Origin of the sequence: Paenibacillus sp. Marseille-P2973 (assembly GCF_018101095.1) — a bacterium.
Taxonomy (GTDB): Bacteria; Bacillota; Bacilli; order Paenibacillales; family Paenibacillaceae; genus Fontibacillus; species Fontibacillus vini.
Map to the genome: position 1 here is coordinate 325,150 of NZ_JAGQEH010000002.1, position 12,574 is coordinate 337,723.

The following is a 12,574-nucleotide window of genomic DNA, read 5'->3' on the forward strand; positions in this document are numbered from 1 at the left end:
AATGTTTTGCAATCCATTTCCTCCTTTTCCAAAGCGATTTTCACCCGAAATATACCCTAAGGGGTATGATATGATGGGTAATATCTTTTGTCAAATTAGTGTCACCCTTCCGTTCAACGCTGGCCAAATTTCAACTTGGCATTTGACTTTAAAATCTAAATATCGTAATATTGCGATATAGTGATATATTAGAGAACTGAGGTGATCCAGTTTGGACAGCAATTTTAAGTCCTACCAAGAAGCTGCCGAAATCCTGAAGGCATTGGCCCATCCGGTCCGGTTATGTATTGTTAAGGGCCTGATCGAAAAACCGGAGTGCAATGTTTCTTATATGCAAGAGTGTTTGAATTTACCGCAATCGACGGTATCCCAGCATTTGCAGAAGCTGCGCAGCATGGGCATCTTGGAAACCGAACGGAGCGGACTTGAAGTCAAATATCACGTTGCTGATGAACGAATCAAACAATTAATACGCATCTTATTGGAGGAAACTAATCATGAGTAAAAAAGTTATTATTGTCGGAGGCGTCGCAGGCGGCGCATCGGCTGCGGCTCGTTTACGTCGTCTCGATGAGGAAGCGCATATCATCATGTTCGAACGGGATTCCTATATTTCTTTCGCCAACTGCGGTCTTCCTTACTATATCGGTGATTCGATTACGGATCGTTCAAAGCTGCTTGTACAGACTCCGGAAGCCATGTATAAACGTTTTAACATCGATATCCGGATCGATAGTGAAGTCATTGGCATTAACCCGGAGAACAAAACGGTAACCGTACGCAGCAAAACGAGCGGCGATTACGAGGAAACCTATGATGCGGTTATTTTATCCCCAGGAGCCAAACCGATCCGCCCTCAATTGCCTGGGATTGAAAGTAATAAAATTCACACCTTGCGAAACATTCCTGATACGGACCGGATCAAAAAAAGGGTTAGCGAGGACAAAATTTCATCGGCCATCGTCATCGGCGGCGGATTTATCGGCGTCGAAATGGCGGAAAATCTGAAGGAAATCGGTCTGGACGTTACCTTGATTGAGGGCGGTCGGCAAATTTTGGCTCCCTTCGATGCGGAGATGGCAAACGCGCTGGCTAAGGAAATGGAGGATCATGGCGTAAAGCTGCTTCTATCCCAAACCGTTCAAGGCTTTGAGGAAAAAGGTGAGCTCATCGAAGTTCGTACCGCTAGCGGCATAAACTTGACCGCTGAAATGGTGATCCTTGCGATCGGGGTATCCCCGGATACCGGATTTCTGCGAGGAACAGGTATCGAGTTGGGGCCCAAAGGCCATATTATCGTCAATGATCGGCTGGAGACCAGCGTAAGCGGAATTTATGCCGCAGGCGACGCCATCGAAGTTACGGATTATGTCAACGGCACGACTACGGCCATTCCGCTTGCGGGTCCGGCCAATAAACAGGGCCGAATCGCCGCGGATAACGTAAGCGGGCTGAGCAGCACGTTTAAGGGCAGCCAGGGAACGTCCATTATCAAGGTGTTTGGTTTAACCGGTGCGGCAACAGGAAATAACGAAAAGACGCTGCAGCGTCTCGGTCTGCCATACCATATAACCTACGTCCATCCGAATTCCCATGCTGCTTATTATCCGGGAGCAACGCCATTAACGCTTAAGCTGCTGTTCAACGACGAGGGAACCGTTCTCGGCGCCCAGGCGGTTGGGCACGACGGTGTGGATAAACGGATCGACGATATCGCCACAACGATCCGTTTCCGCGGCACGGTAAGTGATCTTACCGAACTTGAGCTGGCCTATGCTCCTCCGTACTCTTCCGCCAAAGATCCGGTTAATATGGCCGGGTACACAGCCGAGAACGTGTTGACCGGTAGAACCGCAGTCTTTGTTCCGAAAGATTTGGACAGCCGTGACAGCGCCTCTACCCTGCTTGTCGATGTCCGTTCGGAAATCGAGCATGCCAACGGCCATATTCCGGATTCCTTGAACATTCCGGTCGATGATCTGCGTAGCCGACTCTCCGAGTTGGACCCTTCAAAAGAAATTTGGGTTTATTGTCAGGTTGGACTTCGCGGGTACACCGCTTCCCGGATTTTGCAGCAAAAAGGTTTCCGTGTCCGCAATTTGACCGGCGGATATAAGACATATCAGTTAGTGCGATATCAGGCCGGCCAAAGACACGGCGGAGATCAACCGGAGAAAACAGCGGCTATTTCCGCCCCTGCTCCTGTTATTGAAGCGGCTCGGGAAACCGCAGCTGCAGCGCAGCCCCTGCGAGTGCGCGACCAAGAATTGCGGGCCGATGCTGAGCTGGACGCCTGTGGCTTATGCTGCCCCGGCCCATTGATTCAGGTGAAACAAAAAATGGATCAGATTCAGGAAGGGCAAATTCTACGGGTGACCGCTTCGGACCCTGGATTTTATGAAGATGTGCAAGCCTGGGCGACTATGTCTAAGAATCGGATACTACAGGTCAGTAAAAAGGCGGACGGCATGATCGAGGCCTACCTTTGCAAAGGGGGACTGCTTGAGATTGAAGCCTCCAATCCTGCTCCGAGTAATGTCTCTTCACAGGAAGGTACTTCGATGGTCGTATTCAGCGGCGATCTGGACAAAGCCATCGCTTCATTCATTATTGCCAACGGAGCGGCGGCAAGCGGCAAAAAGGTAACGATGTTCTTCACCTTCTGGGGCCTGAACGTCATCCGCAAACCGGAAAAGGTGAATGTCCCGAAAAACATGATCGGCAAAATGTTCGGCGCCATGATGCCGCGCGGCAGCCGCAAGCTGTCCCTGTCCAAAATGAACATGATGGGCATGGGTGCGAAAATGATCCGCGGCGTCATGAAGAACGGCAATATCGCTTCGCTTGAAGAGTTGATGCAATCCGCAATCGACCAAGGCGTCGAAATCGTGGCTTGTCAAATGTCGATGGACGTCATGGGCATCAAGCGGGAAGAATTGATCGACGGCGTGAAAATCGGCGGTGTCGGTTACTATTTAGGGAAAGCGGATCAATCCGGCATTAATCTATTCATCTAAAGCTAAAAGCTCACTCCATCGCTGACGGAGTGAGCTTTTTTATTATTCTTATTTGTTCGGGTCCACCTTCATGCGAAGTTCAATATATTTCAGCGCTCCCTCATCGGTTTGCTCCGTCTTGACTAAATCACCTGATAATTTCTCTCCAAGCTTGCCATAGGCCGCTAGCGCCGATTTAGTGCAGCACAAGATAAAAACTGCCTACGTCTTTTTTCGGCTGCTTTACCCGGACCTGGAACGAGCCGTCAGGAAGTACCTGCGTCTTCTCACCGTATCCGAAATGGACGTGATCCGGAATGCCGATATCGCCGGAAACGACCGTACCTTCAAGCAGATTGCTCTTCACCTTAATCAAATAAAATCCTTCTTCGGCGTTTACCTCCGGCTTCATCCATATGGCGGGATTTACATAGTCATCCGGCTTTTCACCGACCGGATTCTCCGCCTTCCATTCTGAGCCGATTTCAGCAGCGGCATCCATGTAAATATAGGTTACCGCTTTGTGTAGCGTCTGATTCTCTTCCTCAACTTGATGGATAAACGTGCCGGTCATTTTTTCTCCATTCGCGCCATAAGGCTCCAGATCTGCGGACTGCTGATCCGGTTTAAAGCTGATCGTTATTTCCAAACCAGGAACCAGATTGGATGTTCCCGAGATTACGATTTGGTCCTTTTCTATTTTAGCGCTTCCTTGAAGCCAGACATCCGACGCTCCCTGATCTTTGGGTGCATGCTCGGATGAGGTTCCGGACACGATTTCAACATCGACCTTATTCTCTGCTGAAGAGGAATATCGCTTACATTCCCGTCTGCTGCTGCCTTCCCTTTTGTTTCATCCTGAGCCATAACTTCCGGCCCGGCGTTTTTTTCCGGATCTCCGGCAGAGTCCTGATTTCCGTTTCCGCATCCGCCAAGAATCATTACAGCGGCCAGACCAACCAGAACCCCTTTCCATACCGTAGCCGGAACCCATTTAGCTGAAGGTTGAAACATCATCGAAATGATTTTTCATCGCCGGAAAGAGGATTCCTCACCTTCCAAATAGCTGTTCAGATAAACACCGGTTATCGAAGTTTGATCCTTTACGAGATCCTGAGGTGTGCCTTCAAAAATGATCTTCCCTCCTTCACTGCCTGCTCCCGGACCCATGTCAACAATCCAATCCGCCTGAGTCATGACGTCGAGATGATGTTCAATAATAATGACGGTACTTCTCCGGTCGACCAGCTGGTTTAATATATCAATTAAACGTTCCACGTCGCGCAAATGAAGACCGGTTGTCGGTTCATCAAACACGTAAATCCCGCTTTGCTTGCTATGAAGTTCCATAGCTAAACGCACGCGCTGCCGCTCGCCTCCGGAAAGAGTATGGAGAGGTTGCCCTAGCGTAACATAACCTAGACCGACTTCGGACAAGCCACTGAAAATGCTCACCATTTCCCTATGATCATTGAAAAAGTCGTAAGCCTCTACAACGCTTAAGTTCAAAATATCGTTAATATTTTTGTCGTGCAGGGTATACTCCAGCACTTCATCTGTAAATCTTCGTCCCTGACATGCTTCGCAGACACTGACCACGGGGTCCATAAAAGCCAGATCGACCGTGATCGTACCAAGACCTTTGCAGGCCGGACACGCGCCATCGGAGTTAAAACTGAACAACGATGCGCTAACCTGGTTTGCGTCTGCCAACTGGTCTCTGATATGATCCAGCGTCCCTGTATAGGTGGCAAGGTTGGATCGTTTGGAACCTTTGAGTTCACTCTGATCAATTGAAATCGCATCTGGATATCGTTGGAGCAACACCTTGTTGATCAGCGTGCTTTTGCCTGACCCGGCCACCCCGGTGACTACAGTCATAACTCCTGTTGGAATCGTGACACTGACATCCTTGAGATTATGCAGTGAGGCGTGCTCAAGCCGCAAAAATCCGTCCGGCTTCCGAATATTCTCCTTCAACTTGGGTTGCCGCCGCAAATAGTGTCCAGTGATGGTGCCCGCACTCTTAAGTCCTTTGACATCTCCCTCGAATTTAATTTCACCGCCTCTTATTCCAGCTTCAGGTCCCATATCCACGATGTGGTCGGCGATAGCAATGACATCCGGATCATGTTCCACCACCAAAACGGTGTTTCCTTTGCTGCATAACTGCCGCAGCATCCGGTTTAGCCGGTCAACGTCCCGGGGATGCAGCCCGATGCTCGGCTCGTCAAAAATATAAGTAAGACCGGTTAGACTGCTCCCGAGATGACGAATCATTTTAATTCGCTGCGACTCCCCTCCCGATAAAGTCGAAGTCTCCCGGTTTAAACTCAAATAGCCAAGTCCGATCGAAACGAGGCTGTCCAGCTTCTTGATCAATGCCTCCACAATAGTTTTGGCTGACAAAGCCGTAACCTTGCGCATTTGAACTGACAGATCGCTTACCTGCATTGCGGAGTATTCCGCAATATTAAGGTCGTCGATTTTACAGGAAAGAACTTTTTGGTTTAACCTCGCTCCATTACATTCCGGGCAAACCCCCTTCTCCACGATATAATTCAGTTGATCCTCGTTCTGCTGTGCTTGCTTGGAATCCTTGGCCAGAAAGCCATTTTCGATCCGTGGAATGACCCCTTCATAAATTGCGGTAGACGGCCATTCCGAAGTCGGATTGGCCGGTTTGAAACCCGATTTGTACAGCAGCGTATCCCATTCTTCCTCGGTATAATCCTTCAGCTTCTTGTCATTATCAAAAAGTCCGGTAGTTACATAACGCTTCCAGCGGTAACCCCCGGGTTGAAAGGTCGGGAACATAATCGCCCCTTCATTCAACGATTTGTCTTTATCGATCAAACGATCCAAGTTTATAGTCGCTGCTGTTCCAAGTCCCTCGCACATCGGACACATTCCCTGAAGGTTATTAAAGGAAAGCCTGTCAGAATATCCGACGAACGGTTGCCCGATCCGCGAAAATAAAAGTCTCAGCAGCGAGTAAATATCCGTTACAGTACCGACGGTGGAACGGGCATTGCCGCCGATGCGTTTTTGATCGACGAGGATTGCGACAGACAAATGCTCTATGGCATCGACATCGGGTTGTCCATAGTGAGGCAGACGATGCCGCACGAAACTGGTAAACGTTTCATTCAGCTGCCGTTGCGACTCCGCAGCAATGGTATCAAAGATCAATGACGATTTACCGGAGCCGGATACGCCGGTAAAGACCGTGATTTTATTCTTTGGAATACTTATTGTAATGTTCTTAAGGTTGTTCTCTCTGGCTCCGATCACTTTAATGGGTTCCATAGACATTGAGGCTCCCTCCTCTTGTTTCTGTTATAAAAACAATATATCGTAATACCATGACAATTCTTGGCATGATATAGCAATGAAAAGGAGCTCTCCAATGTCTAAATCCAAAGTCTTATTTGACCTGATCATGTACGTAAATGCGAAGCGCAGCTTTACCGCACAAAATGTGGCGGATGAATTTGACATTTCGCTAAGAACCGCGCACCGTTATTTACTTGAAATCAGTGAGATGGGCGTTCCGCTATATACCGAACCGGGGCGAAACGGAGGTTACCGGGTATTAAACAACCGGGTCCTCCCCCCGATTGCTTTTGAGGAGGATGAAGCCTTTGCCATATTCTTCGCCTTTCAATCGCTTAAATACTATAGATCCCTTCCTTTCGAGATCAATATTGCTTCCGCCTCCGGCAAATTGTACGCCAGTCTTCCGGATGATTTAAAAACTAAAATGAACCGTTTGGATGAAGTGTTGTCTTTCTGGAATTTAAAGCGAAGCGTGGATTCACCTTATTTAAAAGAGATTATTGAAGCGGCTTTGCGAAATCAAGCCATCCATATGGAGTATGAATCCAAATCCAGAGTTACGATCAGAGAGGTTGTGCCACTCGGAGTATATGCGTATAACGGTTTCTGGTATATGCCTGCCTCGAACACGGAACAGGAACATATCCGAGTTTTTCGGATCGACCGGATTCTCTCGCTGCAATATAGCGACAATACGCGCTCCGTCCCGATGAAGCTGGATGAATGGTTGGCTCGTTCTAACGAAATTATGACGCCGGTCCGTCTTTATGTCCTATTGACCGAAGAAGGAATGCGCCAATGCAAAAGCGAGCCTTGGCTAGAGCCATATATTAAGAGTGCAAGCAATGACGCAGGATGTATCGATACTGTGATCGATCAAAGCGAAATAAGATTTTCGGCAAATTATTTTTTTCAACTAGGTACCGAAGCTAAGGTTATCGAACCGCGGGAAATGTCCGAAATGATTAAGCAAAAGGCACTCGAATTGATGGAGCATTATAACAGCTAAATAACCGCTAAAAAAAGGGCAAGACCGATGAATTTCGGTCTTGCCCTGTCAATTAGCTTAGGAGAACTCCTGGCCGTCAATAATTAGCCGCGCCGGAGTGATAAATCAAAAATTAACGGGAGATCACGTGGATCGGATGGCCTTCAACCAGTTCAGCGGTTTCCATCACGATTTCACCCAGTGTCGGGTGAGCGTGGATCGTAAGCGAGATATCTTCAAGCGTTGCGCCCATTTCGATCGCGAGGCCGAGCTCGGCAATCAAGTTGGAAGCTTCGATACCGACGATTTGCGCGCCGATTACCAGATTGTTTTCAGCGTTAGCTACAATCTTGATGAAGCCGTCAGGCTGATTCAGCGAAGTTGCACGGCCATTGCCCGCGAACGGGAACTTGCCGGCTTTGACTTTGTAGCCTTTTTCCTTCGCTTCTTTCTCCGTGTAGCCCACGCTGGAGCATTCAGGATCCGTGAAGACTACAGCCGGAATAGCTTTGTAATCCACTACAGACGGAAGTCCGGAAATGACTTCTGCTGCCACTTTACCTTCATAAGAAGCTTTGTGAGCCAATGCAGGACCGGCTACGATATCGCCGATAGCGAAGATGTTCGGGTTGCTCGTACGTCCTTGGTGGTCAACTTCTACCAAACCGCGGTCAGTCAGCTTAACGCCGGCAAGATCAAGGCCGAGATCGCCATCCGTGTTTGGACGACGGCCAACCGTTACGAGGAGGTAATCCGCTGTAACTTCTTTGTTTTCGCCGTTTACGGAGTATTTCACAGTAACGTTCTTGTCGGTTTGCTCAGCACTTTCAGCTTTTGCATTAGTGATGATTTCGATACCCGTTTTTTCCATGCTCTTGGTTACAAGACGGGTCATATCTTTGTCAAATCCGGCAAGTACGGAATCCATACCCTCGATAATCGTAACTTTCGTACCGAATTTCGAGAACATTTGGCCCAATTCAGCGCCGATGTAGCCGCCGCCGATAACGATCAGGCTGCTAGGAATTTCAGGAAGTTCCAAAGCTTCCGTCGAGGACAGGATACGTCCGCCAAACGGGAAAGGCTTCAGTTCGATCGGACGGGATCCGGTCGCAAGAATGCAATGCTTAAAGCGGTAACGCGGCGATTCGTGATCGTTGAAGGCACGTGCTTCGTTTTCGTTGATGAACATCACTTCACCGCTGAAAACTTCGATTTTGTTGCCTTTAAGCAAACCGGATACGCCTTGGGTCATTTTCTTAACTACGCCGTTCTTGAATTCTTGCGTTTTCGTGAAGTCAACCTTCACGTTTTCAGCAGTTACGCCGAAAGCGTCGGCATGCTGTGCGTTTTCGTATGCATGCGCTGCGGAGATCAAAGCTTTGGACGGAATGCAGCCACGGTTCAAGCACACGCCGCCGAGTTCCGATTTGTCCACGATAATTACTTTTTGGCCCAGTTGGGCGGCACGAATGGCCGCCACATATCCGCCGGGACCGGCACCTACAACCAATGTATCAATATCTAGAGAAGCGTCTCCTACTACCATATTGTTACACCTCCATAACGAGCAACTCAGGGTTAGCGAGCAGCTGTTTGATATAGTTCATGAAGTTTTGAGCTGTTGCTCCGTCGATGAGACGGTGGTCGAAGCTGAGGGACAGAGCCATAACCGGAGCGACAACGATCTCGCCGTTCTTAACAACCGGTTTTTCGCTGATGCGGCCTGTACCCAGGATCGCTACCTCAGGGTAGTTGATGATCGGAGTAAAGAACATACCGCCGGCGGAACCGATGTTCGAAATCGAAATCGTGCTGCCCTTCATTTCGTTTGCGGACAGCTTGCCGTCACGGCCGCGGGCTGCCAGATCACGGATAGCGTCGGCGATCATCCAGATGCTCTTGCGGTCGGCATCTTTGATAACCGGTACGATCAAACCGTTATCCGTATCGGTAGCAATCCCGATATCGTAATGTTTCTTGTAAACAATTTCGTTGTTTTCTTCGTCGATCGAAGCGTTCAGCGCCGGGAATTGGCGGGAAGCCGCTACGAGTGCCTTAACGATGAATGGCAGGTAAGTTACTTTGATGCCCTTCTTCTCGGCGATTGGTTTCATGCGAGTACGGAAAGCTACCAATTCGGTAACGTCCACTTCGTCCATGATCGTTACATGCGGAGCTGTGTATGCCGATTTCACCATAGCGTTCGAAATCGCCTTACGGATACCCTTGAACGGTACGCGTTCTTCTTCTGCGCTTACGCTGGCCGCGGAAGCTGCCGATGCTGCAGGAGCCTTCGCTGCTTCGTCTTTGCTGCTTGCAGCTGCAGGAGCTGCTGCCGCGCCGCCGTTTTTGAATGCTTCCACGTCTTCGCGAGTGATTTTACCAGCGTTGCCTGTGCCGCTTACTTGTGCAATATCAACGCCTTGCTCGCGGGCGAATTTGCGTACGCTAGGCGTAGCAAGCACTTCGCGGTTTGGTGCAGCAGGTGCTGCCGCGCCGTTAGCGCCGCCTTCTTTAGCTTCAGCCGGGCTGGAAGCTGCAGGCGAATCCTTCGTATCCGCTCCGCCTTTCGCTGCATCAGCTTCTTGAGCGTTAGCTTCTTCATGAGCCGGTTCCTGTTCAGGAACATCGCCTTCCGCGTCGATAACAGCCACTACTTGGCCAACGCGGAACACGGCACCGTCGGTCCCGAACACTTCGAGCACCGTACCGTTTACCGGACAAGGTACTTCTACGACCGCCTTGTCGTTCTGTACCTCCATCACGATATCTTCGTCTGTAACTTTGTCGCCGGCTTTGATATGCATTTTAATAATTTCGCCTTCATGCAAACCTTCGCCCAGCTCTGGGAAGCGATATTCAAATTTTGCCACCTGGAAGACCTCCTGTTATTTAATTAGTTTAAGAATCGATTTCATTAAAATTCGAGAACTTTGTTTACGCCCTCAATGATGCGAGCCGGAGTCGGCAGCCATTGATCTTCGATTTGCGCGAACGGATAAACGGTATCCGGAGGCGTAATGCGAAGCACTGGAGCTTCCAAATGAAGAATAGCCTTTTCATTGATTTGAGCGATGATTTCTGCAGCCATACCGGCGGATTTTTGCGCTTCCTGCACAACGATCGCACGGTTCGTTTTCTTAACGGAGGCAAGAATCGTATCGATATCCAGCGGCACCAATGTGCGCAAGTCGATAACTTCAGCTTTGATGCCTTTAGTTTTTTCGAGTTCTTCCGCAGCTTTTACAGCCGTGTGAACCATCATGCCGTAAGCGATGATCGTCACGTCGGAACCTTCGCGAACCACGTTGGCTTTGCCAAGCTCAACTGTATATTCACCTTCCGGCACTTCAGCGCGGAATGCATGGTACAAGTTAAGGTGCTCCATGAAGAATACCGGATCATTGTCGCGGATCGCGGAAATCATGAGACCTTTTGCGTCGTAAGGGTTAGAAGGGATTACCAGTTTAATACCCGGAGTTTGCGCAATCAAACCTTCCAGGGCGTCCGTATGCAACTCAGCCGCTTTTACGCCGCCGCCGTATGGAGTACGGAACACGATCGGCGCGTTGTAACGGCCGCCGGAACGGTAACGCATCCGTGCAGCTTGCACCAAAATTTGGTCCAAAGCTTCGAAAATAAAGCCGACGAACTGGATTTCGGCAACCGGACGGAATCCTTGAATCCCGAGGCCTACTGCCATACCGCCGATTGCGGATTCAGCCAGCGGCGTATCGAATACACGATCTTCGCCGAATTCTTTTTGCAAACCTTCTGTTACGCGGAATACACCGCCGACATTACCTACGTCTTCCCCGAAAAGCAGGACGTTTGGATCCCGATTCAACTCTACGCGCATCGCATCGCGGATTGCTTCTTTCATATTCATTTGTGCCATTGCTCATATCCTCCTCATTAGAACTTCTTCAAGGCTTATTTATTAAATTCGGCTTTTTGTTCTTCCAAATGTTTAGGCGTTTGTTCGAACATGCTGTCAATCAGGCCAGGAATGGTCATTTTCTCGGTTTGCTCAGCCTTCTTGATTTGTTCGTTGACTTTCGCCTTGGCTTCTTCTTTCACGCGAGCCGTATCTTCGTCGGTCCAAAGACCTTTCTTCTCCAGATACTTGGCAAGACGGGCAATCGGATCTTTTTCGCTCCATTGTCCTTCTTCTTCTTTAGTACGGTATTTGCTTGTGTCATCGGACAGGGAATGCGGACGGAAACGGTAAGTAACCGCTTCGATCAAAGTCGCGCCTTCGCCGTTACGTGCACGTTCTGCAGCTTCTTGAACCGCGCTAATAACTGCGAACACGTCCATCCCGTCGATTTTCACGCCGCGGATACCGGCAGCTACCGCTTTATGAGCGATCGATAGAGCAGCCGTTTGTTTGGAGAAAGGAGTCGTAATGGCATAGCCGTTATTTTGCACAAAGAAAATAACCGGAAGCTTAAATACTCCAGCATAGTTCAATGCTTCGTAGAAATCGCCTTCGGACGAACCGCCGTCTCCGGTGTAAGTAATGGCGACTTGTTTTTGTTTCTTCAATTTATAACCCATGGCGATCCCCATAGCATGAAGAACTTGCGCGCCGATAATAATTTGTGGCATAAGTACGTTGACGCCTTCAGGAATTTGACCGCCGTGTTGATGACCGCGGGAATACAAGAAAGCTTGATAAAGCGGAAGACCATGCCATACGAGCTGCGGCATATCGCGGTAACCCGGGCAAACGAAGTCATTCTTGTCCAAAGCGAATTCACTGCCTACCATCGTAGCTTCTTGTCCGGATACCGGAGCATAGAAACCGAGACGTCCTTGACGTCCCAGGTTGATGGCACGCTCATCCCAAGTACGGGTAAATACCATACGGTACATTAGTTCTTTCAATTGATCATCTGTCAAGTTCGGGACTTTATCTTTGTTTACAATTTCACCATCCGGCGAAAGGACGGCCAAAGCCTCGACTTCCTCCGTATATACTTCATAAGGAATCTTGCTCATTTTCTTCACCTCGACAAAATATTTGATTATCATGTTCCGCTGTTATAGAATTATTATACATCTGTTGTAGTCATTAAGTCAAAGGAATTGCGCTGAAATGACTTAATTATTTATTTTTGTTTGTATAACAGACGGAACATAATTATGTAACACGAATGACTTTCTGGAAGTGTATGCGTTTACTGCTTCCAGGGTTATCTTAACTTAATGAGAGGTCAAAAGCAAAAAACAGACGACAAGGGGC

The 12,574-nt window shown here is 48.9% G+C and carries 11 protein-coding genes; 3 read left to right on the forward strand and 8 right to left on the reverse strand.

Annotated elements, in window-relative coordinates; translation table 11 throughout:
* Window positions 1–211 precede the first annotated feature (211 nt).
* Window positions 212–505 carry an ArsR/SmtB family transcription factor gene (locus KB559_RS05020; protein ID WP_211020616.1) on the forward strand — a complete coding sequence of 98 codons (294 nt, stop codon included), beginning with the start codon at window positions 212–214 and terminating at the stop codon, window positions 503–505.
* Window positions 498–3,017, forward strand: coding sequence for a DsrE/DsrF/DrsH-like family protein (locus tag KB559_RS05025; protein ID WP_211020617.1), 2,520 nt, complete (start codon window positions 498–500; stop codon window positions 3,015–3,017). Before KB559_RS05020 ends, KB559_RS05025 begins: the two co-directional genes overlap by 8 nt.
* Before the next feature lie 48 nt (window positions 3,018–3,065).
* On the opposite strand, the gene KB559_RS05030 is transcribed toward KB559_RS05025, so the two are convergent.
* From KB559_RS05030 to KB559_RS05045, 4 genes are read right to left on the reverse strand one after another with little or no spacing between them, the layout of a single operon-like run.
* A complete protein-coding gene (locus KB559_RS05030) occupies window positions 3,066–3,206 on the reverse strand; it encodes a hypothetical protein (protein ID WP_211020618.1) in 141 nt (46 codons plus the stop codon).
* A complete protein-coding gene (locus tag KB559_RS05035) occupies window positions 3,193–3,771 on the reverse strand; it encodes a hypothetical protein (protein ID WP_211020619.1) in 579 nt (192 codons plus the stop codon). Before KB559_RS05035 ends, KB559_RS05030 begins: the two co-directional genes overlap by 14 nt.
* Entirely contained in the window at window positions 3,693–4,010 is a 318-nt protein-coding gene (locus KB559_RS05040) for a hypothetical protein (RefSeq protein ID WP_211020620.1), read from the reverse strand. The genes KB559_RS05035 and KB559_RS05040 overlap by 79 nt, the downstream gene beginning before the upstream one ends.
* Before the next feature lie 15 nt (window positions 4,011–4,025).
* Window positions 4,026–6,311: an ATP-binding cassette domain-containing protein gene (locus KB559_RS05045; RefSeq protein ID WP_211020621.1), complete on the reverse strand. Its 2,286-nt coding sequence runs from the start codon at window positions 6,309–6,311 to the stop codon at window positions 4,026–4,028.
* A 94-nt stretch (window positions 6,312–6,405) separates the two neighbouring features.
* Between KB559_RS05045 and KB559_RS05050 the strand changes: the two genes are divergently transcribed.
* A complete protein-coding gene (locus KB559_RS05050) occupies window positions 6,406–7,344 on the forward strand; it encodes a helix-turn-helix transcriptional regulator (protein WP_211020622.1) in 939 nt (312 codons plus the stop codon).
* Between the two features lie 112 nt (window positions 7,345–7,456).
* On the opposite strand, the gene lpdA is transcribed toward KB559_RS05050, so the two are convergent.
* The 4 genes from lpdA to pdhA are packed head-to-tail and all read right to left on the reverse strand — an operon-like array spanning window position 7,457 to window position 12,330.
* Complete coding sequence (lpdA, locus tag KB559_RS05055) at window positions 7,457–8,872, reverse strand: dihydrolipoyl dehydrogenase (protein ID WP_211020623.1); 1,416 nt, start codon at window positions 8,870–8,872, stop codon at window positions 7,457–7,459.
* A 4-nt stretch (window positions 8,873–8,876) separates the two neighbouring features.
* Window positions 8,877–10,199, reverse strand: a complete 1,323-nt coding sequence (locus tag KB559_RS05060; protein WP_211020624.1) for a dihydrolipoamide acetyltransferase family protein — start codon at window positions 10,197–10,199, stop codon at window positions 8,877–8,879.
* Window positions 10,200–10,243: 44 nt separating this feature from the next.
* A complete protein-coding gene (locus KB559_RS05065) occupies window positions 10,244–11,224 on the reverse strand; it encodes an alpha-ketoacid dehydrogenase subunit beta (RefSeq protein ID WP_211020625.1) in 981 nt (326 codons plus the stop codon).
* Window positions 11,225–11,259: 35 nt separating this feature from the next.
* Window positions 11,260–12,330 (reverse strand): pyruvate dehydrogenase (acetyl-transferring) E1 component subunit alpha, encoded by a 1,071-nt coding sequence (pdhA, locus tag KB559_RS05070; protein ID WP_211020626.1) that lies wholly within the window; start codon window positions 12,328–12,330, stop codon window positions 11,260–11,262.
* Window positions 12,331–12,574 lie beyond the last annotated feature (244 nt).